Source organism: Maricurvus nonylphenolicus (assembly GCF_042854845.1).
GTDB classification, from domain to species: domain Bacteria; phylum Pseudomonadota; class Gammaproteobacteria; order Pseudomonadales; family Cellvibrionaceae; genus Maricurvus; species Maricurvus nonylphenolicus.
In genome coordinates this window covers 3,801,704-3,824,667 of sequence record NZ_AP031498.1, presented here as the reverse complement: position 1 = coordinate 3,824,667, position 22,964 = coordinate 3,801,704, and the positions used below count along the sequence as shown (strand labels likewise).

Sequence of the window (22,964 nt, the reverse complement as noted above, 5' to 3'; positions counted from 1 at the left end):
ATTTCCAGCTAATGTGGCTTGTATCCATGGCATATGTGGATAAGGTGTGCGTTAGAGTAAGATGAACTCATTAAGTGAAAATAGCAATGGCAAGACTAACTCGAGCAGAAAGTAAGGCATTAACTCGGAAGAAACTGTGTGATTCCGCACGAAAACTAATAGCTGAAAAAGGCTACTCTGGAGCTACAGTTGATTTGATTGCTGAAAGTGCTGGCTTTTCCCGAGGCGCTTTCTACAGTAACTATGAATCTAAAGATGAGCTTCTTATTGATCTGCTGGATGAGTATTTTGTTTACGAGTTGGACTCCCTATCTAATGTTGTTGATGAGCATAGCGACCACCCTGACGAGATTGTAAAAGCTCTGGAGCGGTTTTATAACAGAGGCAAAGAATCCAATGAATGGTGCCGTTTGACCTGCGAGTTTTTTTTGCATGCATTCCGTAGTCCTCCATTTAGGAAGCGTTTTATTAGCTCCTACAGCAATCACCGTGAACAAATGGCTAAATTATTAGAGCAATACCTAGAGTCTACTGGTGCTGATGCAAGTTTTTCAAAACTATTAACACCTATGGCTATGGGGATGTCTCTCGGTTACAGTTTACAGGTACTGGCCGAACCTAAATATTTTAGTGATAAGTCTTTGGGTAAAGCCTTAGGCAGTCTTTTAGAATTGGCTGCGGGCTAAGGCTTTACCCAAGAGTCGCTAAAGACTAAATGGATTCAACAATCGTGTGATCAACAATAAAAGGGTGCAAGATGTCTTCAATTTGTGCCCTTTCTGGATCTGACAAGTTACGGCCTGTTGTGATGGTTACGTTCATTCGGCGATGACCAGAACAGTCGGCTTCAAAAGTAAAGTCGGATGTATCAACACCTCTATCTCTAAGCGCTTCTTCTAGTGCGGATTCTGAGGCCATACCCCTAAGATGAATTTTTGAAATTTTTCCTACCCCTGTCAGTGGCATGGTGTCTATCACGACCACAATCTTGGGGATAGCGGCTCGTTCACTTATCTTTTCGGCGATGTAGTGTTGGATATCCTCCCCTGTTGATGAGGCATTTGGTCGCAAGGTAACGTAGGCAACAGGCATTTCACCTAGGCGTGAATCTGGCTTACCGACTGATGCACATAAGGCAACATCAGGGTGAGTGGATAGAGGTGCTTCAATCATCGCTGGGTCAATGTTATGGCCACCTCGAATAATCAGGTCTTTTTTACGGCCGGAGATATAGAAATAGCCATCTTCATCCTTATATCCAAGGTCGCCAGTATTCAACCAATTTTCAGCGGGGAAAAGATCAGCATTAAATTCTGTTTGCTTGTACCCCTGAATAATATTTGGTCCACTTAAGATTAGAACGCCAGTTTCATTAGTCTCACAGTCTCGTTCTATCTGTCCATCATCATCTAGAATAACAACTCTGATTTCCTGGTAAGGCATACGCAGGCCAATGGAACCAATCTTTTTTTCGCCATAGAGGGGATTGCCTGTTGATGCACAGGTGGCTTCTGTGAGGCCCCATCCCTCTAATATATGTATTCCAAATCGATCGTGGAATCTTTTAATGGTTTCAATGGCTATAGGAGCGGTACCGGAATAAGCATGCGTTAAACTTGATGTATCTTCATTGGTTTGAGGAATTTCAAGTAAAGCAGAATAAATAGTCGGGACTGTTAAAAAGGTTGTTACTCGATAATGATCTACTGTTTTCCAAAAGTTTTGAACAACAGCCGGATCTCGATAACCGGAAGGCCCCATCAAGACAATCGAAGCCCCGGTCGCAAAAATCATGATGCCTGACATTCGATAGGCATTAGCATGAAACAGTGGTAGTCCAGCTGCAAATATGGTTTCAGGGCCAATATTACCTGTGCAAGCCATCATCCAGCTTTGTTTTAATTGATTACCATGGGTATGTTGAGCAAGTTTTGGTGCTCCAGTAGTGCCGCCTGTATGTAAATAACTAGAAATATCATTCAGTTCTGCATCAAGCTCAAAATTCAGCTGATTTCCCGGTTGTGAATCGCAGGCCTGAAGGAAGTCTTCACCAAAATCTACCTGGGAACCAGGAACCCAGTCTATATAGTAGCGCTTTGTAATCCGGGATACGCGGTCGGCAGCCTGCTGAGCTTTCTTGGCGTAATCATCAAATATACCCCCCCTAACTGTAATAAGCACATGGGATTGTGCGGCTTCAAGAATTGAGACTATATGGTCTACTTCCAGGAAGGGGTTGATAGGATTAACTATACCTGCGGCTTCGCCTCCCCAGATAATCGCGTGGGTCTCAGGGAGATTTGGCAGGATAAAGGAAATAGCGATATTTCGTTCTACTCCTATTGACCTAAATAGATTTGCAGCTTGGGTGACTTTGGCAAATAGTTGATTGTAGCTATATGTCTTGTCATCACTACTTGGGAACCCCTTTGGCATCCAGTGGATTGCTGGGGCATCAGGCATTACGTTTGCGGTTTTGCTGATAGCCTCATAGGTTGATTTGGAGTCGATCCGGTCTGTTATTGGGGTTTTTTCAATTGCTTCGATAGAAGCCTCGTCAGAAATTCTAATATCAAGGGCATTCATCATATATGGGCTCTCCTGCGATTTAGGTAATAGTTAGTTACCGATAATCTTTGCTCGTAGTATTGATTTTATAATACATAAGTGTATTCTAAGTCAATGATGTATGTTTTGGTGTGGAGGTTGAGATGGATATAAAAGTACTTGCCAGAGATGTTCAGTACCCAGAGGGGCCAATCATAATGCCTGATGGATCAGTCATTTGTGTTGAGGTTGCCGCAGGTCGGATCTCTCGGTTTTGGGGGGGTAAGCGAGAAGTTGTTGCAAATACAGGCGGTGGGCCAAACGGTGCTGCCATAGGCCCTGACGGAGCATTGTATGTCTGTAATAACGGTGGAATGCAATTTAAGAAATTTGGTGACTTCACCATTGCTGATGGGGCTAGTCCTGATTATAAGAATGGTTGGATAGACAGAGTAGACCTAGTAACTGGTGTTGTGGATCGGATCTACCAGGCATGTAATGGTGTAACGTTGAAAGGCCCGAATGATATCGTTTTCGATAAAGAAGGAGGTTTTTGGTTTACTGACTTTGGCCATGCTCATGACAGAAAGGTAGATCAGGGAGCTATTTATTATGCCAAACCCGATGGGAGTATGATCCGGGAAGCTAGGTTTCCGATTATGAACCCTAATGGTATTGGCATTATGCCTGATGGAAATCAAGTAGTAGTAGCTGAGACATTTACTTCACGGGTTTGGGCTTTGGATATTGTTGGCGAAGGAGAGCTTGCGCCGGAAATTCCAGGGCTCCCGGGCGAATTAATTCATGGAGAGCCTCGTTACCGGCTTTTTGATTCTCTTGCAGTATTGGAGAGTGGACGAATTGCTGTTGCAACGTTAGCGGATGGTGGGATTACAGTTGTGGGAGGAGGTAAGGATCCAGAATTCTTCCCCGTAGATTGTGATCCCATGGTTACTAATATTGCATTTGGTGGTGAAAACCTTAAACGCGCTGTAATAAGTGCTTCGGGTACAGGTCAATTACTTGAATGCACCTGGCCTGAATCAGGGCTTCAGTTAGCCTTTTAAAAGGTGAGCCAGGTTATAAGGAGTAACTTTATGATAGATAAAGATTTTGTAGGGGCAAAGACAAATACGCGTTACTGCGATGTGGAAGCAGGTAGGCTTCGTTTATTTGCCGTGGCAACAGGAGAAGATGATCCTGTATATCTGGATGAGAAGGCTGCTATTGCAGCTGGTCACCCAGCATTGCCTGCGCCGCCCACATTTATGTTTTGCTTGGGTATGATTCATCCCGCAGAGAAAAACGCAATTGAGCATATGGTAGATAGCATTGGTGAAGTATTACATGGTGAGCAGGGGTTTGAATACTTCAAAATGATTTATGCAGGAGACCGCATTGCAATAACAACAACAACTGTAGCCATAGATGAAAAGAAAGGTGGTCATGAAGTCGTGCGTCAGGTTACCGAAGCAATTAATCAGCATGGCGAGTTGTGTGCAAAAGCCTACTCTTCAATTGTGATACCTAACCGGGGGTGATGTATGGCTGAATTAATAGAACACAAATTCTCGAAAGGAAATGAACTTTCTAATCGTTCTTATGGGCCTATAACACGTTGGACCTTAGCCATGTTTGCGGGTGGATCAGGTGATCCAAGTCCGATACATATTGATACAGACTTTGCTAAACAATTTGGCTTTGAAGATGTATTTGCGCATGGGATGTTGTCGATGGCTTACATGACACGTTATCTGAGAACGATTGTTCCCCAGTCCGATATTCATAGTGTGGATGTTAGGTTTCTAAATATAACCCCTGTGGGAGTTAATGTGTGTTGTAGCGCTTTGGTTGATGAGGTTGTTAGCATTGATGGCCGTAAAGCCGCCAGACTTAACCTGACTGCAGAGATTGATGGCGGCATCAAAACTTTACAAGGGCATGCCATCGTCTTCATTGATAGAGAATATAAACAATGAGTGACACCTATAAAGCTGCTGTTTGTACAGCATTGTCTGGGCCCAAGTCAATTCAGATAAAAAATCTTCCATGCCTTGAACTTGAACCTAACCAGATAAGGATCAAGGTATTCGCGGCTGGTGTCAACTTTCCAGATTTACTGATGACAAAAGGGGAATATCAACTGCGTTTGGATCCACCATTTGTACCAGGAATGGAGGTGGCCGGAAAAATTTCTGAAGTCGGACACGATGTTTCATCTGTTTCGGTTGGTGATAAGGTGATAGGTGTTGCAAGGATGGGATCTTATGCCGAAGAAATTGTCCTTCCAGAGAGCAATATACTTCCTTTACCAAGTATATTTTCATACGAGCAAGGGGCTTGCTTTTTTGTGGCTGCGCGTACTGCCCATCATGCACTTATTCAAAAGGCACAGTTAACATCTGATGATGTTGTATTAATAAGTGGTGCCACGGGGGGCGTTGGGTTGGCGTGTGTACAAATTGCCAAGCAGGTAGGTGCAAAAATTATTGCCACTGGATCAAATATCGAAGGATTAAAGCTGGCAAAGGGTTTAGGGGCAGACCACACAGTAAATTATCAAAAAGAGAGCATTGTTGATAGTGTGAAATCCTTTGAGTCTAACGGGGTTAGTGTTGTTGTTGATTGCGTGGGTGGGGATTTTTCTAAATCGGCATCCAAACTTCTAGGGTGGGGCGGTAAGTATCTAATCGTTGGGTTTGCGAGTGGAGAAATACCGACATTTTCTGCGAATTATGCCTTGTTAAAAGGACACACCATTATAGGTGTTAGGGCTGGAGAGGCGGCAAGAAAAGAACCAAATTCTCTTCGGGATAGTGTTAAGTACCTACTAGCAAGCGCTGAAAAAGGGGAGGTTACTCCACACGTGTCAGCAACATTTACGTTATCTCAGGCAGATGAAGCGTTAACCACTTTAGAGCGTCGTATATCGAATGGGCGTATAGCCATTACATGCGAGAATGGTAACTAAACATTGAATGAATAATTCAGTCGAACAAATGACACTACGGGGAAAGAGATGAACACGATAGACCTTATACCTATGTCAGAAAGTGCAAAAAAGATCTACGATCAGGTTTTTGACTTTATTGAAACACGTATTAAACCATCTGAGGCATTGTTTAAAGAGCAACTTGCGCAAAGTGAAAGGCTGAGAGATGGGAAGTGGATGATTCCTCCTGTACTGGAGGAGCTTAAGCAGGAAGCAAAAAATCTGGGGCTTTGGAACTTATTCCTGCCAGATACACTCCATGGACGTGGATTGGGTAATGTAGACTACGCTCCTATTGCTGAACTTACAGGTCATAGCTTTATTGCGCCTGAGATTTTTAACTGCCAGGCCCCAGACAGTGGCAATATTGAATTGTTGCATATGTATGGCAATGAAGAGCAAAACGCTACATGGCTTTTGCCATTGCTAAGTGGAGATATTCGTTCTGCCTTTTTGATGACGGAACCAGAAGCGGCATGTTCCGATGCAACGAATGTATCGACTCAAATAGTGCGTGATGGTGATGATTACGTCATCAATGGACGTAAGTGGTGGATAACCAATGCTGGTGATCCTAGATGCAAGATATACATCGTGATGGGTAAGACGGACAATAATGCTGATCCTTACCGACAACAGTCAATGATTCTTGTTCCCGCTGATACAGAGGGTGTAAAAATTGAGCGCATGTTGTCTTCAGGTGGTTATGAGCACGCACCTCAGGGGCATGGGGAAGTAGTGTTAAATAACGTTCGAGTGCCCGCAAAGAATTTAATTCTTGGTGAGGGTAGAGGTTTTGAGATTGCACAAGGCCGACTGGGACCTGGTCGAATCCATCATTGTATGAGGTTGATTGGGGCTGCGGAAAAATGTTTATCGCTTATGTGTAACAGATTGGCCAGTAGGGAAGCGTTTGGAAAGCCTTTGGTCAAGCAAACTATTTGGCAGCAGCGTGTTGCTGAGTTAAGGATGGATATCGATATGGCCAGATTGTTAACTTTGAACGCAGCTCACGTGATGGATCTTCATGGGGCAAAAGCCGCTCGGAAAGAAATTGCCATGATTAAAGTGGTCGCCCCTAAAATGGCTCAAAAAGTAGCAGACATGGCAATTCAATCATTCGGTGCTGCTGGACTTACTCAAGATACCGACCTACCTGAAATATTTGCCGGGGCACGAGCGTTACGCATAGCAGATGGGCCGGACGAAGTGCATGAGTTAACGATTGCAAAATATGAGCTAAAGAGCCAACTTAGCCGTCATGGGGCAAACTAATATGAATAATTCTAATAATGAGACAGCAACTTATGCTAAACCATCAGAAAGTATGGCTGTTGATCAAGATAGATTACTTGCTTACCTCAAACAGCATGTAGAAGGGATAGAGGGTCCGCTAGATATTAAGAAGTTTTCTGGAGGTCAGTCAAATCCTACCTACCGAATTAAAAGTGGAGAACGCGTATATGTATTGAGGAGAAAGCCTCATGGTGAAATTCACAGTTCGGCTCATGCTATTGATCGCGAAGCGAGAGTGATGCAAGCACTTGGCTCTTCTGCCGTTCCGGTTCCAGATATTATATCGCACTGTGAGGATGATAGTGTCATAGGTCAAGAGTTTTATATAATGGAATTCCTTGATGGGAGGATTTTTTGGGATCCCCTGCTCCCGGAGTGTGACATGGAAGAGCGTAAGGATATCTACTATTCCCTAACAGATGCATTGGCCGATCTCCACAATATTGCACCTGAAGATGTCGGGCTTGAAAAATTTGGTCCTACTTCGAATTACTATAAAAGACAAATTGACCGTTGGTATACTCAATATAAGGCAGCAGGTGATCCCGTTGACGGTATGGGTGATCTTTTCGATTGGTTAATCAAAAACTTACCAGAGCAGGAAACAATCTCCATTGTTCATGGCGATTATCGTTTAGATAATGTTATTTTTGATAGAGAGCAAGGAAAAGCAACTGGTGTAATTGACTGGGAGCTATCTACCTTAGGTTGTCCGTTTGGAGATTTAAGTTATTATTTGTTGGGGTGGCTTGTTCCGATTAGTATGAAAAGTGGATCATCTCTGGCGTCTAGTAATTTAGAGGCCTTAGGCATACCTTCTCTGGAGGAAATCACGGCTAGATATTTTGAGCGTTCTAAGTTAGAACCGCCAAAAGATTTTACCTACTATCATGTTTATAACTTATTTAGACTGGCGAGTATTATGCATGGTATATCCGCAAGAGCTAAGGCCGGAAATGCATCTAATACGGGGGCTTCAAGGTTTGGAGGCCTTATTCCTTTTGTTGTATCTTTTGCTAAAGGTTTAATCGAGCCTGTAAATAAAACTGTGTAACCACCCAGTTTAAATATGAGGGGCTAGCTGCTCCTCAAACTCGATCATAAATCGATTCATCGCCGCCTTCCAGTTTCTGATAGGCATTGTCCATTTTTTCGAAGCCGCCTGAATGGCCAAGTAAACAACTTTCATTGCTGACTCATCTGTGGGGAACAGCTTACGTGTCTTGATCGATTTGCGGATTACACTGTTTAACGATTCTACGGCGTTGGTTGTATAGATCGCTTTGCGGATGTCTTCAGGGTAATCGAAGATTGTAATCAAGTTGCTCCAGTGGCTTCGCCAGGATTTACTAATCTGCGGATACTTGTGATCCCATTCTTTGGCAAACCTCTCCAGTTCCAGACTGGCCTCTTGCTCTGTGGCTGATTGGTAAACCCGTTTCAAAGCCGCTGTGACGGCTTTGTAGTCCTTCCAGGACACATACTTAAGAGAGTTACGAACCATGTGGACTATGCATAGCTGAACCTTAGCATGAGGGTAAACGGCTTGTATCGCATCAGGGAAGCCACTGAGGCCGTCAACGCAAGTAATCAGGATTTGCTCTACGCCACGATTCTGAAGCTCGGTAAGGACGCTGAGCCAGAACTTTGCACCTTCAGTTTCTGAGATCCATAGGCCAACAGTTCTTTCTGGCCTTCCAGATTGATACCCAGGGCAAGATAGATGGATTTGTTTATCACCCGCTTGTCTTGCCGGATTTTGACCACAATACAGTCGAGATAAACAATGGGATACACCGCTTCCAAGGGGCGGTTTTGCCACTCTACGACCTGATCAATGACAGCGTTAGTAACCTTTGAAACAAGCCCTGCAGAGATATCGGCATCGTACATTTCCTTGAAGGCAGCGACAATATCACGGGTACTCATCCCCTTGGCATACAGACTCAGAATCTGATCGTCCATGCCAGTGATACGAGTTTGACCTTTACGGACGATCTGAGGCTCGAAGGATGCATCGCGATCACGAGGTGTGTCGATGTCAATTTCTCCATGATCGCCCTTGAGGGTTTTCCTGGAGTAGCCATTGCGACTGTTCCCCTTGTTGCGCCCCTTGGCTTCGTTGGGGGCATAGCCGAGATGCTCCTCCATCTCGGCATTCAGGGCGGCTTCTACAGTGATTTTGGTTAGCTGAGCGCTCAGAGCACTCAGGTCTTCAGGGGTTTTAAGGCCTTTGGCCAGCTCGACCGCCATGGCTTTAATTTTGTCGTTATCCATTGTGTTGCTCATTACTTCACTCCACTGGGGAAAGCACAAGTTAATGAGTCGTTACACAATTAGATTTACAGCCTCGTTTAATCAAATAAAGGTAAAACGCTTTCTTATATTACTCATCATATTAGGGGGCTGTAGTCCCCCTCTCATATCCATCAACAATGATATCAAAACTCATTTTATTATTAATGAGTTGCCTTACTTTCCTGTTTGTTAAATAACGACATCTAGCTCGTTATCCTTACTCTGTTTAAGGGCTTCATAATTGTCTCCTTATTCTAATTTGTTCTAATGGTTCTTATTCTTTATCTCTGAATAAAATCCTTATTTATCAATCGGTTAAGTTTTTACTATTCGCGACATTCAGCAATCTAACTTTTATATTAAAAATACCCATTGAATTTGAAATACACAAATGTATTATAAGTTGTGTCTGGATGTTAATTCTTAAGTGAATTGTTTCAGTGTCTGTTGTTAATGTTTCGATCTGTACCGGTGGTCAAAAAATAGCAGAGGATTTCTGATAAAAGTGCTGTTATTCGACTTTGGCTGATGAAAGGTACTAATTAAAAAAACAATAAGTTTTACGTTTTAAGATTAGAGAGGACTATGTCATGAAAGGCATACCATTTAGCAAGTCTGTTTTACATACAGGAATTATTGCCTCGTTACTCCCCTTAACGGAGTTGAATGCAGAGGAATTTAAGCTGGAAGAAGTGATTGTTACCGCTCAAAAACGGGCAGAGAGCTTACAAGATGTCCCGGTATCCGTTGCTGCAGTAGGAGGAGACAAACTAAGAGAAGCGGGTATTGAAAATATCCAGGATCTATCCTCTTATGTACCAAATTTAAAGGTGGTTGAAGGTGGTTTGGTACCTATGTTGTTTATTCGTGGCATAGGGTCGGGCTCTAACCAAGGTTTTGAGCAGTCGGTTGGTGTTTACACCGATGGTGTATATACAGGTCGAAGCCTGCAAGCGAGAGCTTCCTTTATGGATATTGAGCGTGTAGAAGTTTTGCGAGGCCCTCAGGGGGTGCTTTTCGGGCAAAGTTCAATTGCTGGTGCAATCAGTCAAACCACGGCAAAACCGACTTCAGAGTTTGAAGGGTTTGTCAGTGCGAGTTATGGGGCGGAATATGATGAGAAAGAAATCAATGCTGTAATCTCTGGACCATTAACCGACAATATTAATGCCAGATTAGCGCTGAGAGACCGTGAGGAAGGGGGTTACGTTAAGAATCAAACGCTCGATAAATACGGACCTTCGTTGGATGAGAATATCGCTCGGATAGTTGTAGATTACGATGTGAACGATAGCTTAAGTGCCTCCTTTAAAGCCGAATACTCTAATTTAAAACGTAAGCGTAGGTCTCTTTCTACTTTGGATACCGGCGCATACGATGACTATCTTGCTGCTGCAGCTTTGATGGGCGGTTCCCCATTACTGTATAACGGAGGAGTATTGAATCAACCAGGTAAGGTCTCTATAGATCACAATAGCTGGGTAAATGAGGAGGCTAAGCTAGATTTTGAAAATAAAGCTTATGTGCTGACACTGGATTACGAATTTGAAAATCACAGTTTAAATCTTATTAGTGCCTACTCCGAGTACAAGTACGTTGAAGATGGATTTGACGCTGATCATACAGAGCTTCCCTTGGTAAAAATTGATATGGAAGAAAAATTTGATCAATTTAGCCAGGAAATCCGTTTGACCTCCAATGGTGATAGCGATATTAACTACATCGGTGGAATTTTCTATCAAAATTCAAAGCAGGATTATCGAGAGGTAACAGATCTTACTCCTTCCTCTATGGGCTTCGATATTCTGAGTAGTTTACCCGTAGGTGCGTTAGATATCGCGGTTGATAGGCCATTTATACAAGAGTCGGAAACTTTAGCCGCTTTTGGTCAGGTAACCTGGGATATGTCTTACGATCTTCGGTTATTAATGGGGTTGCGTTTCTCCCGTGACGAAAAAGAAGGTCAGCGTTCGCAAATACAAACTTCTGCAATTACAGGTTTACCTCTTGATCCTCTCGTATCAGCTTCACTTTCTGAGGTGGCTGCGGTAAACGGTTTTCAGGTGGCTGAGCACGATTTGAAGGGTTCATATAGTAAAAATAACTGGACACCGGCTGTTACTTTGCAATATGACGTTAATGAAAATGCCATGTTATATATCAGCTATTCAGAAGGTTATAAGGCCGCCGGCTTCGACGCAAGAGGCATTAATGGATTCTCACAAGGAGATACAGGCCCCATTTCTGGGTTGGCTTATGGCGCTTTAGCGTTAGGTGCAGATAACTTTTTCTACGATCAGGAAGAGGCCAAAACCTATGAGCTGGGTGCTAAAATGTCTTTGCTGGATGGATCTGCAGAGATGAACGTGGCTCTTTATTGGACCGAGTTTTCCGATATGCAAGTTAGTGTATTTGATGGCATATTTGGATTTGCGGTAACGAATGCAGGTGAGGCTGTAGTACGAGGTTTCGAAGTTGATGGTCGTTGGCAAGCTGGTGAAAACTTGCTTATCACCGGTAATGTTGGTTACCTGGACTATGAGTGGCAAGATTACTCACAAGCATCTTGTCCTGCTGTTGGGGCCCCACCACTAAATATACCTAGTGATCCAAGCTTTAACTGTAATTTTAAAGGTTATGAAGGCCAGAATACGCCTGAGTGGTCAGCTAACTTGGCTGCAACGCATACCCTCAGTCTTACAGATACTACTAACTTGGTTAGCTCTATAGATTTCAATTTTAGAGATAATCACTATACCGCTGGGACTTTAGATAAACGTTCTGAAATGCCTGCCACCACATTCATCAATGCCCGTCTGGCGTTAGCAGCGTCGGATGATACTTGGACCGCTGCTATCGTTGCGAAAAATATTACCGACAGAAAACTATATGCATACAGTGGCGCTACTCCACTAGGTGAAGAGGGTTTTGCGGGTGAGATGTTGCCGCCTCGTAGGATTTCTGTTGAGGCGTCGTATAGGTTCTAGTATTCGATCTCTCTCCTTGTCACTCTGGAGTTTTGAGTGAGCGCCCCTATTATATAGGGGCGTAATTTTACTTATAGCTTCAATATAGAGTTTAGTTGCATAGTTTCCGGTTTTTGGGTGTAAATTGAATATTCATATTGAAAAATTTGTCTGTACACTAAAAGAAAGTGTAAACAGTGGAAATCTTGATCCTTTAACTGAACTTGTTTCTGAAAATGTTGTTTTGATCTCTCCACGTCATGAACAGCCTTTCCATGGAAAGGATTACGCAAAACTAATTCTTCAAGCTTTGTGTTCTATCATGGATGATTTCAACTATCAGCGTAGTTGGATTCATGATGACGAGGTAGCACTGGAGTTTAAAGGAACACTTGACGGGAAGTTAGTGCAAGGAATTGATGTTTTCTCGCTAGACGAAAATGGTATGTTCGTTAGTATCGATATATTTGTCAAAATGAATTCGGGATTTAAAGAGTTGATAAAGTGTGAGGATAACTATATTCGAGATGTTTTAGCTCGAAATAAAGCCTCGTAAGGTAATAGAACGTCTATATTCACCAGGTGTTAACCCTGTCCATTTTTTGAAAGCCCGGTTAAACGTGCTGGAATCTGAAAACCCCACATCGATCGCTATCTGATTAATAGGGGTGTCAGTTTTTTGCAGCAGATACACCGCCATATCATGGCGCACACTTTCCTTGATTTCCGCATAAGAACTGCCTTCGTCTTTCAGCTTACGGCGAATAGTTTCCGGAGTTCTTCCAAACGATTCAGCGATGACCTTTAATGGCAGCGCATCGACATTATCCACATTTTGTAACATGCGACGAATGCGGCCGGTCAGGCTGTTATCGACCCTGTGGGTGGTCATCAGATTAGGGGCGATAGCCAAAAAGTCCGGTACATCCTTGGCGGTTTGTTTGATATGTGTATCCAGGTAACGGCTGTGAAAGATCATCTCCAGTGTCGGCTGATCGAAATAAAACCGGCTGGGAAACATATTGGGGAAGTCTTCCGCTTCATGGCAGTAGGTAAAAGGTAAATGCAGGCGATCAACAATAAACGGCTGATTGATTATCCAGCTGCTCCAGCGGGTGAAGAAAAACACAATCCAGACATTAAAGCTGACATAGCGGTAAATCTCCGGACGGCTAAATTGGATCGTGAGCTTGGTTTCTTCACCGGAGGTAGTGATATTGAAGTGACACTCATCGTGCATCAGCATCCAAAAGCGGCCAAAGCGCATAAAGGCTTCGCCCAGGGTTTTGCTGTGAATGCTGGCGTAGAGTGCGGTCTCTATAGAACCAAAGCGACTGGGGCGCTGAAAAAAGCCCAGGGTTTCATCTTTTAACGCGCGGGTAATAGCTTCAATAAGCTGGCCGGCTTTTTCTGCCGGCGCACGGGCATCGGCTTGATTAAGTAATGCAGGATCCAAGCCGATGTCGTGAAAAATGGTCTCGGCGCTGATGCCCTGTTTTTTACAGCCTTCAAGGAAGGATAAAACAGAATTGATATGCAACGAATCAATCGAGACCATTATTTGCCTTAGAACGAGTACCTGATATATAGACGACTAAGGCTATATATTAGTTGGCTAACAGGTCTCTGGCGATAATTAATTTCATAATTTCGCTGGTGCCGCCATAAATGCGCTGTACACGGGAATCGGCAAAGGCGCGGGCAATCGGGTATTCCCACATATAGCCATAACCACCGTGTAACTGCAGGCACTCGTCGGCAACTTTACACTGCAGTTCAGAGCTTAGTAGCTTGACTTGTGAGGCGCCGGTAGCGTTCAGCTGTTTGTTCAGGTGCAATTCTACACAGCGGTCAACAAAGGTTCTGGCCGCAGCAATCTGGGTGGAGAGCTCTGCGAGTTTGAACTGGGTATTCTGAAACGCGGAAACCGGACGATTGAAGGCATTACGCTCTTTCGTATAGTTGATGGTTTGCTCTAGCATGGATTCTGAAGCGGCTACCGCAATGGTACCAATGGTCAAGCGTTCCTGAGCCAGCTCTTGCATCAGGTAGATAAAACCTTCGCCGGCTTTGCCCAGCAAGTTGCCCTTGGGTACACGTACATCGGTGAAGAACAGCTCGGAGGTATCCTGGGCTTTCATGCCGACTTTTTTCAGGTTTTGACCTTTCTCAAAACCCGGTGTACCGGATTCTACCAGAATCAGGCTCACGCCCATGCCACCGGCATCAGGATCGGTTTTGGCCACTACAATCACCACATCGGCGTGTTGACCATTGGTGATAAAGGTTTTTGAGCCGTTGATGATGTACTCATCGCCATCCAGTACAGCCGTGGTTTTAATGTTTTGCAGATCAGAACCGGTACCTGGCTCGGTCATGGCAATGGCGGAAACAATATCACCGCTCACACAACCGGGCAGGAATTTGTCTTTGATCGCATCTGAGCCGTAGTTGTTGATGTAGGGCACAGAAATATCGGAGTGCAGGGACCAGCCAATGCCTGAGAGTCCCAGACGAGAAACCTCTTCGTTTACAATCACGTTATAGCGATAGTCAACACCAACACCGCCAAAGGCTTCTGGCACGGTAGGAGCGAGGAAACCCTGAGCGCCAGCCTTGCGCCATAACTCGCGGTCTACCTGACCGTCTTCTTCCCATTGCTCGTGGTAGGGCACCACTTCGGCTTCCAGGAAGCGGCGGACGGATTCACGGAAAAGCTCGTGTTCGGATTCAAAAATCGTTCTTGGTATCATGATGGTTACTACCCAGTGTCTTACGCAAAATTTGAGTATATCTGGGTAGATCAGGAAGACATTGACAAAAACAGAGATTCGCTTGGCTATTTGTCAATATCAGGGGCATATCTCATGCAAAGAGGCGGTGCAACTCGTTCTATCAGTTTGGCAACCTCTCCATTGTTAATCATGGATTCCAGCATGCCATTGAATCGGGCAATGGTAGCTTGAGGGATATTATTGCTGTAGATAAAGACAAAATTGTCTAGGGAGGCTATATTACAGCGCTTGTATTTGATTTCACTACAATCAAATGACATCTTATTTGCCGCATAGTTAAGAGTTGTCGGGCCCATTGTGACGATATCGCCACGGCCTTTTATAAGAAGCTTAAACAAAGCCAGGGTATTGGCTGCAGATACTCGCTGGGAAAAGCCTCCATCTAGAATTAATTGAAGCTCCTGATCTTGAATATGTTTGGGTAAAATAATTCTGGCATTCGAAAAGTCTTTGTCAAAGTCTTCCCACCGCCTGTTTTTGTGAATCATGTAGTGGCAATCGAAAGGGGCGATATCAATTGACATATTGGAGCTGAAATCAAATCTTCCCCCAAGCAGCTTGACCAATCCCTTTATGCCCCAGGTTACCCAGGGCACATCATCTTCACGTTTAAACGTTGATATAGCGCGATTACTGGGGATAGTAAGAACTTCGAGTTTTATGTTATTCGCCTCAGCTACTTGAGTGAAAAGCTGTAACATAATGCCATTGTATGGCGGCTGGGGAGGCTCGTGCATAGACCAGGGCGCGAGTCGATTGGGATTGTTGTAATAAACAATCTTATCGGTGGCATATGCTTGCACACTGCAAAGCAGCAGAACTATTGGCCAAACCCGCATCTTTATCCGTCCACATTGGTGATACCGCTTGAGTATAGTTCAAGCGATATCGTTATGTGGAAAGATGCATAAAGAGTAAGGGGTTAATTGCTATAGGTAATATTGGCGCTTAAGGGCGTTTAGGTAATTCATCGTCAATAGAGACAATGCGACGGTCGTAGAAAAAGTGCATCTGCGAAGACAGTTCTTCCGGTAGCTTGCCGTCATAGTTCTTGCGAATAAAAAGCTGGGAGACAATCTTCCAGTTCATGGCATTGGTGTTATACAGGGTTTCACCGCATTGCTTGCAGTAAATTCGTTGCATACGCTTGGTGGGATGCTGAAAGGCAATAGTTTCTGGTTCACCTTTGGTAATAGAAACCTGATCTGCTTCCCAAGCGGTTACCGAGTGATAGGGAATCTTCAGAAGATCGCGGCAGTCTTCACAGTGACAAAATCCGCGTACCTTTGGAGCGCCGGAGAGTGTAAGGTTGACTGCACCGCAGTCACATTCGACATGGTATTGATCGGACATAGCACCACCTGAGCAATAAGGGTTATTGAAAGATATAGACCATTATTCTCGCTGGTGGCATTAATTCAATTGGTATACTTTTGGTAACCTCTATTTTCTACTCTCAGATACTAGGCGGTGGCGACTTCTTCACTGTCTCCGACATGGTATTCTTCTGACCATTCTTTCAGCCGCTCAAGTATGCATAGAGCGGACTGACCAAATTCTGTTAGCTCATAGGTAACAGCGATGGGGCGGTCGTTGATGACTTTGCGCAACACCATATTTTCTGCTTCAAGTTCTTTCAAACGTTGATCAACCATTTTTTTACTGGCACCACCCAGCATGCGGGTTAAATCATTAAAACGGACCGGTTCGTCTTTTAAGTGCCAGAGGATGGAGCCTTTCCATTTACCGCCAATTAAACGCATGCCTTTTTCAATTGAGCAGGGCTCGGTACAAGCGTTTAACACGGTTTTACGGCCTTTCTCGTCGGTTTTTATAACACTATCCATTCGTTGTCTCCTGGTTACAGAAGGAGGGGGGCTATGAGAAGTATAGCCTCCGAAATTTATGTCAGGTTACCATAATACACTTACTACAAATAGTTTACGGGTAATCATCATCCTTTGAATATCTCAAGGTGTCGTTGCGACGGCCAGTAATTGTTCCCGTAACCACTGATGCAAAGGATCCTGAGAAGAACGGTTATGCCAAACGGCAATCACTTCAAATCCAGGCACATCAGCGTCTAATTCAATAACTCTTAAGCGTGCGTCTGGTAATAACCTGGCTGGAATAAAACCGCAAATATCGCTTTCAGCTATACAGGCTTTAGCGGCAGAAAAGGTTGGTACAGACAGGACTACGTTACGTGGATGCCCCTGTTGCTCAAACCAACTATTGGCGGCGCCGGAAAAGTCACCGCGAGAAGGTGAGACAACCACTTGGGGAATCTGGGCAATCTGCTCTACGGTCATCTGCTTGCGCACAGTTTTGTTGGCTTTAGAGGCAACACAGGCATAATGCTCAGGATATAAACTGAGCGATGGATAACTGGGAGGCGCAAAATCGGGGTTGCTGATGACCAAGTCCACTTCCCCGGTCAGCAGGGATGTAGAGAGTTGATCCAGTTCTAACTTTTTAACCGCCAACCTGACCCCAGGAGCTTCTCGGCGAAGTATTTTCAATAGCTTGGGCAGGATGACAATTTGTTCCAGGTCAGTGGAGCACAGGGTGAGGGTTCTGGTGACGGTTCTCGGGTCAAATGTTTGCGGAGTTAGTAAATCCTCTAGTGCCGCAAGAATATGTTCAACCTTAGGTTGCAAGGATTCCGCATAGGGCGTTGGAATTACGCCGTTACTCGTACGGATAAATAGACGATCGTCCAATGTTTCTCGTAGTTTCTTCAGCTGATCACTGACCGCTTGTTGGGTGACACCTAATTGATCTGCGACCCTGGATAAATTCCTTTCCTGTAGCAAGCTGCTGAGTATACGCAGTTGGCGAATGTCGATACGGCTTAAAAGTTTCACTTGTATCTCCTACATCTATATCTTGTTTTTAATTGTATCTTGTGGTGTCTAAAATCGCACCCATTATGAAACTGTTGTCAGCACTGATTTCCATTCTTTGAAACTTACTTACCCCAACCGAATAGGTGAGCTGGCACGCATGCAATTCTTTGATCAGTCATTCAGTAAGTCGGTTGTTACTCGCTAAGTTAGCAATTCAGCGGGTTGATTTCTTTAAATTTTGTAACCGCCAATAGCGTTTGGTGTTGTGGTTACAAAAAGGTGACTGGTTTATTTCCGCTTTTATTCCTCGCTACTGTAGCTCAGCAAGGGAGAGTTGAAGTGAGCTTATCGTCAAGTTGATATCTGGTTTATCTCCCGGAGTAGAGTACATCGTGGCAAATCATCTATCTCACGTACTGTCGGAATGGTTCGATCTTAAAGATCAAACCGAGTGGGTGCTGGGCACTGTCTATGACACCGTCGGTTCCAGCTACCGTAAAGCGGGTGCCATGATGATGTTCAGTGGTATGGGACATCAATTGGGCCTATTAAGTGGCGGTTGTTTAGAGGCTGACATTAAGCGCCATGCCCGTCGTGTTATGCAAACCGGTGAGTCCGCAATTTTGGTCTATGACGGCAATGATGAGGACGATATTTCGTTTCAGCTTGGGATTGGCTGTGGCGGCGTTGTACGTATTCTGCTTCAGCCCGTGACCCGGGAAAATCGCTATCTGGACCTGGATAAACTCTGCCAATCGCTACAGGCTGGACACAGTGGAACTTATCACGTTGATTTGACCAGCGCAGTACAGGCTTCTCACAATTATTTTGAATTTACATCTACGCCTCATCAGGCGTTGGCCGTTGTATCTGAGCAAGCGGGCAGAGAGTATTTAGCCATACAAACAAAACCCGTTCCCCATCTTTTGATTGCCGGTGGCGGTGTTGATGCCAGACCCTTAGCGCGCTTGGCCGCTGAGATTGGTTGGCAGGTGAGCATTTGGGATCCACGTCCTGCCAACGCCAGGCGAGAGTTTTTTGAATTGGCACACTATTTAATTCGTGGGCCTATAGAGCAGCTGGTTGAACATCTCGACGCTCATCCCATCGATGCTGCGGTAGTGATGAGCCATAGTATCTCGCTGGATGTTAAAGCCGTTAATGCATTAGCTACTTCCAGTGTTAAGTATTTTGCATTGCTCGGCCCCAACCACAGGCGCCTGGAAGTGCTGGAAAAAGCCGGGCTTAGTGACTTGTCATCTTTTCAGTGTCTCGCAGGCCCTGCAGGTTTGGATCTTGGCGGTGATCTGCCAGAAACCATAGCCCTGTCAATCCTTGCCGAGTGTCAAGCGGTGTTATCAGGGCGAAGTGCACAATCCTTAAGTTTGTCCTTACCGCTACAGATGCAATCACAACAAAACCAATCCCTTCAACATAAGCCCCTTCAAAAGGTTAGTTAGATCAGGAGTTCAGAATGATCGAGTTTTATCTTAATGGTGAAAAAGTTAGCACCAATGTAGCTGATGACACCCCTTTACTGTGGGTGATTCGGGATGAATTTAATTTAACCGGCACCAAGTTTGGTTGCGGTATCGCCATGTGTGGTGCTTGTACCGTACATATTGATGGCAATGCCATTCGCTCCTGTTCCTACCCTGTGAGCCTGGCTAAGAATACCAAGGTGACGACCATTGAAGGCTTGAACAACCAGCACCCCATGCAGAAGGCCTGGGTTGAAGAGCAGGTGCCCCAGTGTGGTTACTGCCAGTCTGGGCAGATTATGCAGGCGGCAACTTTGCTAGAACATAACCCCAACCCATCGGATGAGGATATTGTTAATCATATGAGTGCTAACCTGTGTCGCTGCATGGCTTACAAGCGGATTCATAAAGCGGTTAAACGCGCGGCAACGGATAGCGGCGTGGGGTATTTTGATCCAGCAGCTGACAGTCAACTGGGGGCATAATCATGAAATCGATAAAACAACAAAAAAATAAGTCCATGAACCTGTCCCGCCGTAAGTTTCTGGTGGGGTCTGTCAGCACATCGTTAGTCATGGCGTTCGCGCCCGGTGTGATGGCCTCTTCGGTATCGGCTAAAGACTCCCTGCAAAATAAAGTATTCTCACCAACGATTTGGTTTGAAATAACTGCCGACGGTGAAGTGCTTGTCAATGTGGCCAAAGCAGAAATGGGGCAGCATGTCGGCAGTGCTCTGGCTCGCATTGTCGCCGATGAGCTGGGTGCTGACTGGCAGCAGGTAAAAATTACCCATGTGGATACTGATCCCAAATGGGGCTTTATGGTTACTGGTGGTTCCTGGTCGATTTTTACCTCCTACAAGCCGCTTTCACAAGCCGGTGCAGCTGGGCGTATTTCTCTGATTGAAGCCGCCGCTAAACTCAAAGGAGTCTCGCCCTCTGACTGTGATACCGAAAATGGTTTTGTTATCACTCCTAAAGGCAAGTTGAGTTTTGCAGAGGTAGTAAAGCAGGGAGAATTTAACCGCACTTTCAGTGAAGATGAGCTGGGTAAATTACCGTTAAAAAGCAGTAAACAACGTAAACTGATTGGCGGTGATTTCAAGGCCCTGGATATTCCGCCAAAAACCAATGGTTCTGCCAAGTACGGTATTGATGTCGAAATCGAGGGCATGGTTTACGCCCGTCCTGTTGTTCCGCCAACGCGCTACGGTAGTCGGGTATTGAGTGTTGACGATAGCCAGGCCAAAAAACTGGCTGGTTATTTGGGCTATGAAATCCTTAAGGACCCCAGTAATACCTTGCAGGGATGGGTATCTGTACTTGCCAAGGATTATCCCACCGCGATAAAAGCGGTGGATGTGATCAAGGTTAACTATCAAGCTGGCCCTACGGCCAAAATTTCTGAACAGGATATTCTCAAAGAAGGTGAACGTCAGGTTCACGATAGCAACGAGGGTTATCTGTTTGTTGATGACGGCAATGTGGATCAAGCCAGAAACGCTGCCAAGGGCCAAGTGGAAGGGGTCTATCGCACCAATACGGCTCTGCACTTTGCCTTAGAGCCTCTGAACGCTACCGCCCATTATCAAAACGGCATGTGGCATATCCATGGTGGTAACCAGTGGCAGTCTTTGACCATGCCGACCCTGGCTCAGGCCTTGGAAGTTGAGCAAGATAAAATCATTATGCATCAGTACTACCTGGGTGGCGGTTTCGGTCGTCGGCTCTGGGGAGATTATTTGGTACCAGCGGCATTAACGGCTAAACAAATTGGCAAGCCGGTTAAATTAATTTTTACCCGTGCGGATGATTCCCGTTTTGATCAGGTACGTTCGGCGTCGGTTTCCCGCTTACAGGCCAGCCTGGATAGCGATGGCAAGTTTAGTGGTTTGGAACATGCGTTCTCAGCGGGTTGGCCATCGAAAGATATGGCACCGGGTTTTATGCCTGAAAGCGTGGATAAAAAAGGCAAGATCGATCCTTTCTCTGCCAGTGGTGCAGACCATTGGTATTCCATGCCCAATCACCGGGCGCGGGCCATCAACAATAGTGTTGCGCAAAAAACATTCCTGCCGGGGTGGCTGCGCTCTGTAGGTCAGGGCTGGATTGTCTGGGGGCTTGAGTCATTTATTGATGAGATTGCCCATAAGGCAGATATCGATCCTCTGGATTTCCGTTTATCCATGCTGGATGGCAAGGGCAAACAGGCGGGTAAAGCTCCGGAAAGTGTCGGTGGTGCAAACCGTGCGAAAAATACCTTGGAGCGCCTGAAAAAGCGCATCAACTACGGTGCCAAGTTGCCTGCCGATGAAGCCATTGGTATTGCAGTGACGACCGGTCAGGAACGTACTATGCCAGCCTGGATTTCAACCGCTGTGCACGTCAAGGTTGATCGCAACAGTGGCAATATTCAGGTGAAAAAAATCACCATGGTGGTTGATGCGGGCATTATTGTTCATCCCGATGGTGCTTTGGCGCAGCTTGAAGGCGGTGCCTTGTGGGGCATGAGCCTGGCGTTAAAGGAGTTCACCGAAATCGAAAAAGGTCAGGTGCGTGACGTTAACCTGCACAGCTATCTGCCGCTCAGAATGAACGATGTTCCTGAGTTGGACATTGAATTTGTTGAGAGTAACGAATTCCCGGTGGGCGTGGGTGAGCAGGGCGTTATCGGTATCGCACCAGCCATTGGTAATGCGATCTATCAAGCTGTCGGTGTTCGCCTGCGTGATCTACCGATGAAACCTGAGCATCTACTCGAGGCTTTGTCTAAAAAATCATAAGAGAAACTACCCGCCATTCCCGCGAAAGCGGGAATCCATGAATCACGTAAGTACTACAATCAGTGGAGTTACCATGAAGCAGTTAGGTATAATATTTCTAATACTGGCAGGTATAGCGATACAGCAAACCGCAATAGCGGATGCATATCAGGATTATAAACAATCAGCCACACAGACAACGGCATTCGCTTACCTGCATCAGGTAGCAACCCACCCGCGCTGTGCTAACTGCCACGGAAAGATTGCAAATGGCAAACACAGGCCTACGGTGGGTGACAATGCCCGTCCACATCCAATGAATATTACCAGCGCCAATAATTTACGTTTAATGGTGGCTGATCATAAATTTGTGCAAGTACCAAATTCATCGCAACCGGTAAACTGCCGCAGCTGCCATCAAAACAGCAACGGCGTCAGCCCAGGTATGCCACCAGGGGCTGCTAATGAGTTAATGCCGGGTTTTGTTTGGCATATGCCTCCGCAAACTATGGTGATTAAAGCTGGCATGACACCGCAGGAGCTTTGTGACAGTTGGCTGGACCCTGCCAAGAACAGCTTTTTGGTTCACCGTGGTGGCAAAGATGATTTGAAAACCTTTGAAAAAGAATTTGTCCATCATGTCAGGGATGATCCTCTGATTCGCTGGGCCTGGCAGCCAGGCAAAGGGCGAACCCCGGCGCCGGGTAAACACGCTGACTTTGTAAAAGCCATGCAGCTGTGGATCGATAAAGGCGCGAATTGTCCTGATGACCTGTAATTTTTCTTAACTCCTCGTCCTTCTGTATTTGGAGCCCGGTATAGCGCTTTGTTATACCGGGATTTTTTCATTCTTCATGAAAGAGAATCAGGCAGGAATGAGATTCAATCAGAGATGTTTTCGATTTCTTGTCAAGAATATAGTTACTCAAATCTTATAAATAATCTTTCTCTTAGATTTATTACTGCATTTAGGGTGGTA

20 protein-coding genes and 1 pseudogene are annotated in these 22,964 nt (G+C 45.2%); 13 read left to right on the top strand and 8 right to left on the bottom strand.

The window, feature by feature from the left end; translation table 11 throughout:
• The first annotated feature begins 74 nt into the window (after nt 1-74).
• On the top strand, nt 75-686 hold the full coding sequence (locus ACGHZ6_RS16555; protein WP_390615107.1) for a TetR/AcrR family transcriptional regulator: 612 nt from the start codon (nt 75-77) through the stop codon (nt 684-686).
• A gap of 25 nt (nt 687-711) precedes the next feature.
• Here ACGHZ6_RS16555 and ACGHZ6_RS16550 read toward each other — a convergent pair whose 3' ends face one another.
• A complete protein-coding gene (locus ACGHZ6_RS16550; RefSeq protein WP_390615106.1) occupies nt 712-2,589 on the bottom strand; it encodes an acyl-CoA synthetase in 1,878 nt (625 codons plus the stop codon).
• Nucleotides 2,590-2,711: 122 nt separating this feature from the next.
• On the opposite strand from ACGHZ6_RS16550, the gene ACGHZ6_RS16545 reads away from it, so the two are divergent.
• Genes ACGHZ6_RS16545 through ACGHZ6_RS16520 form a run of 6 tightly spaced genes read left to right on the top strand, consistent with a single transcriptional unit; the run spans nt 2,712 to nt 7,889 of the window.
• The gene (locus tag ACGHZ6_RS16545) at nt 2,712-3,614 is read left to right on the top strand and encodes an SMP-30/gluconolactonase/LRE family protein (RefSeq protein ID WP_390615105.1); all 903 of its coding nucleotides are present in this window, start codon (nt 2,712-2,714) and stop codon (nt 3,612-3,614) included.
• A gap of 30 nt (nt 3,615-3,644) precedes the next feature.
• The gene (locus tag ACGHZ6_RS16540; protein WP_390615104.1) at nt 3,645-4,088 is read left to right on the top strand and encodes a MaoC family dehydratase N-terminal domain-containing protein; all 444 of its coding nucleotides are present in this window, start codon (nt 3,645-3,647) and stop codon (nt 4,086-4,088) included.
• A 3-nt stretch (nt 4,089-4,091) separates the two neighbouring features.
• Nucleotides 4,092-4,526 (top strand): MaoC/PaaZ C-terminal domain-containing protein, encoded by a 435-nt coding sequence (locus ACGHZ6_RS16535; protein WP_390615103.1) that lies wholly within the window; start codon nt 4,092-4,094, stop codon nt 4,524-4,526.
• Nucleotides 4,523-5,518, top strand: a complete 996-nt coding sequence (locus ACGHZ6_RS16530; RefSeq protein WP_390615102.1) for an NADPH:quinone oxidoreductase family protein — start codon at nt 4,523-4,525, stop codon at nt 5,516-5,518. Before ACGHZ6_RS16535 ends, ACGHZ6_RS16530 begins: the two co-directional genes overlap by 4 nt.
• Before the next feature lie 48 nt (nt 5,519-5,566).
• Nucleotides 5,567-6,814 (top strand): acyl-CoA dehydrogenase family protein, encoded by a 1,248-nt coding sequence (locus ACGHZ6_RS16525; RefSeq protein ID WP_390615101.1) that lies wholly within the window; start codon nt 5,567-5,569, stop codon nt 6,812-6,814.
• Nucleotide 6,815: 1 nt separating this feature from the next.
• The gene (locus tag ACGHZ6_RS16520) at nt 6,816-7,889 is read left to right on the top strand and encodes a phosphotransferase family protein (RefSeq protein WP_390615100.1); all 1,074 of its coding nucleotides are present in this window, start codon (nt 6,816-6,818) and stop codon (nt 7,887-7,889) included.
• Nucleotides 7,890-7,898: 9 nt separating this feature from the next.
• On the opposite strand, the pseudogene ACGHZ6_RS16515 reads toward ACGHZ6_RS16520, so the two are convergent.
• Nucleotides 7,899-9,112 (bottom strand): annotated as a pseudogene (locus ACGHZ6_RS16515) (IS256 family transposase).
• 611 nt (nt 9,113-9,723) lie between these two features.
• On the opposite strand from ACGHZ6_RS16515, the gene ACGHZ6_RS16510 reads away from it, so the two are divergent.
• Together ACGHZ6_RS16510 and ACGHZ6_RS16505 are read left to right on the top strand one after the other, a co-directional pair.
• Nucleotides 9,724-12,120, top strand: a complete 2,397-nt coding sequence (locus ACGHZ6_RS16510; RefSeq protein ID WP_390615099.1) for a TonB-dependent receptor — start codon at nt 9,724-9,726, stop codon at nt 12,118-12,120.
• 124 nt (nt 12,121-12,244) lie between these two features.
• Nucleotides 12,245-12,655 carry a nuclear transport factor 2 family protein gene (locus ACGHZ6_RS16505; protein ID WP_390615098.1) on the top strand — a complete coding sequence of 137 codons (411 nt, stop codon included), beginning with the start codon at nt 12,245-12,247 and terminating at the stop codon, nt 12,653-12,655.
• Here ACGHZ6_RS16505 and ACGHZ6_RS16500 read toward each other — a convergent pair.
• From ACGHZ6_RS16500 to ACGHZ6_RS16475, 6 genes are all read right to left on the bottom strand, one after another.
• Complete coding sequence (locus ACGHZ6_RS16500; protein ID WP_390615097.1) at nt 12,632-13,657, bottom strand: AraC family transcriptional regulator ligand-binding domain-containing protein; 1,026 nt, start codon at nt 13,655-13,657, stop codon at nt 12,632-12,634. The two genes, ACGHZ6_RS16505 and ACGHZ6_RS16500, sit on opposite strands and share 24 nt — an antisense overlap.
• A gap of 49 nt (nt 13,658-13,706) precedes the next feature.
• Complete coding sequence (locus ACGHZ6_RS16495) at nt 13,707-14,852, bottom strand: acyl-CoA dehydrogenase family protein (protein ID WP_390615096.1); 1,146 nt, start codon at nt 14,850-14,852, stop codon at nt 13,707-13,709.
• Nucleotides 14,853-14,938: 86 nt separating this feature from the next.
• Nucleotides 14,939-15,733: a hypothetical protein gene (locus ACGHZ6_RS16490; protein WP_390615095.1), complete on the bottom strand. Its 795-nt coding sequence runs from the start codon at nt 15,731-15,733 to the stop codon at nt 14,939-14,941.
• A gap of 109 nt (nt 15,734-15,842) precedes the next feature.
• Nucleotides 15,843-16,247, bottom strand: a complete 405-nt coding sequence (locus ACGHZ6_RS16485) for a GFA family protein (RefSeq protein WP_390615094.1) — start codon at nt 16,245-16,247, stop codon at nt 15,843-15,845.
• A gap of 110 nt (nt 16,248-16,357) precedes the next feature.
• Complete coding sequence (locus tag ACGHZ6_RS16480; protein ID WP_390615093.1) at nt 16,358-16,741, bottom strand: winged helix-turn-helix transcriptional regulator; 384 nt, start codon at nt 16,739-16,741, stop codon at nt 16,358-16,360.
• A 123-nt stretch (nt 16,742-16,864) separates the two neighbouring features.
• Nucleotides 16,865-17,761, bottom strand: a complete 897-nt coding sequence (locus ACGHZ6_RS16475; protein ID WP_390615092.1) for a LysR family transcriptional regulator — start codon at nt 17,759-17,761, stop codon at nt 16,865-16,867.
• A gap of 374 nt (nt 17,762-18,135) precedes the next feature.
• On the opposite strand from ACGHZ6_RS16475, the gene ACGHZ6_RS16470 reads away from it, so the two are divergent.
• The 4 genes from ACGHZ6_RS16470 to ACGHZ6_RS16455 all read left to right on the top strand — a co-directional run bounded on the left by ACGHZ6_RS16470 (nt 18,136) and on the right by ACGHZ6_RS16455 (nt 22,763).
• Entirely contained in the window at nt 18,136-19,203 is a 1,068-nt protein-coding gene (locus ACGHZ6_RS16470) for an XdhC family protein (RefSeq protein WP_390615091.1), read from the top strand.
• Between the two features lie 14 nt (nt 19,204-19,217).
• Entirely contained in the window at nt 19,218-19,709 is a 492-nt protein-coding gene (locus ACGHZ6_RS16465; RefSeq protein WP_390615090.1) for a (2Fe-2S)-binding protein, read from the top strand.
• Between the two features lie 2 nt (nt 19,710-19,711).
• The gene (locus ACGHZ6_RS16460) at nt 19,712-22,006 is read left to right on the top strand and encodes a molybdopterin cofactor-binding domain-containing protein (RefSeq protein WP_390615089.1); all 2,295 of its coding nucleotides are present in this window, start codon (nt 19,712-19,714) and stop codon (nt 22,004-22,006) included.
• 73 nt (nt 22,007-22,079) lie between these two features.
• The gene (locus ACGHZ6_RS16455) at nt 22,080-22,763 is read left to right on the top strand and encodes a hypothetical protein (RefSeq protein WP_390615088.1); all 684 of its coding nucleotides are present in this window, start codon (nt 22,080-22,082) and stop codon (nt 22,761-22,763) included.
• Nucleotides 22,764-22,964: the final 201 nt, after the last annotated feature.

What these genes read in the sequence shown, in the direction of transcription:
- ACGHZ6_RS16510 (WP_390615099.1), top strand. Translation starts at nt 9,724, where the DNA reads ATGAAAGGCATACCATTTAGCAAGTCTGTTTTACATACAGGAATTATT.
- ACGHZ6_RS16500 (WP_390615097.1), bottom strand. Translation starts at nt 13,657, where the DNA reads ATGGTCTCGATTGATTCGTTGCATATCAATTCTGTTTTATCCTTCCTT.
- ACGHZ6_RS16545 (WP_390615105.1), top strand. Translation starts at nt 2,712, where the DNA reads ATGGATATAAAAGTACTTGCCAGAGATGTTCAGTACCCAGAGGGGCCA.
- ACGHZ6_RS16460 (WP_390615089.1), top strand. Translation starts at nt 19,712, where the DNA reads ATGAAATCGATAAAACAACAAAAAAATAAGTCCATGAACCTGTCCCGC.
- ACGHZ6_RS16530 (WP_390615102.1), top strand. Translation starts at nt 4,523, where the DNA reads ATGAGTGACACCTATAAAGCTGCTGTTTGTACAGCATTGTCTGGGCCC.
- ACGHZ6_RS16540 (WP_390615104.1), top strand. Translation starts at nt 3,645, where the DNA reads ATGATAGATAAAGATTTTGTAGGGGCAAAGACAAATACGCGTTACTGC.
- ACGHZ6_RS16495 (WP_390615096.1), bottom strand. Translation starts at nt 14,852, where the DNA reads ATGATACCAAGAACGATTTTTGAATCCGAACACGAGCTTTTCCGTGAA.
- ACGHZ6_RS16480 (WP_390615093.1), bottom strand. Translation starts at nt 16,741, where the DNA reads ATGGATAGTGTTATAAAAACCGACGAGAAAGGCCGTAAAACCGTGTTA.
- ACGHZ6_RS16535 (WP_390615103.1), top strand. Translation starts at nt 4,092, where the DNA reads ATGGCTGAATTAATAGAACACAAATTCTCGAAAGGAAATGAACTTTCT.
- ACGHZ6_RS16550 (WP_390615106.1), bottom strand. Translation starts at nt 2,589, where the DNA reads ATGATGAATGCCCTTGATATTAGAATTTCTGACGAGGCTTCTATCGAA.
- ACGHZ6_RS16490 (WP_390615095.1), bottom strand. Translation starts at nt 15,733, where the DNA reads ATGCGGGTTTGGCCAATAGTTCTGCTGCTTTGCAGTGTGCAAGCATAT.
- ACGHZ6_RS16455 (WP_390615088.1), top strand. Translation starts at nt 22,080, where the DNA reads ATGAAGCAGTTAGGTATAATATTTCTAATACTGGCAGGTATAGCGATA.
- ACGHZ6_RS16485 (WP_390615094.1), bottom strand. Translation starts at nt 16,247, where the DNA reads ATGTCCGATCAATACCATGTCGAATGTGACTGCGGTGCAGTCAACCTT.
- ACGHZ6_RS16520 (WP_390615100.1), top strand. Translation starts at nt 6,816, where the DNA reads ATGAATAATTCTAATAATGAGACAGCAACTTATGCTAAACCATCAGAA.
- ACGHZ6_RS16465 (WP_390615090.1), top strand. Translation starts at nt 19,218, where the DNA reads ATGATCGAGTTTTATCTTAATGGTGAAAAAGTTAGCACCAATGTAGCT.
- ACGHZ6_RS16525 (WP_390615101.1), top strand. Translation starts at nt 5,567, where the DNA reads ATGAACACGATAGACCTTATACCTATGTCAGAAAGTGCAAAAAAGATC.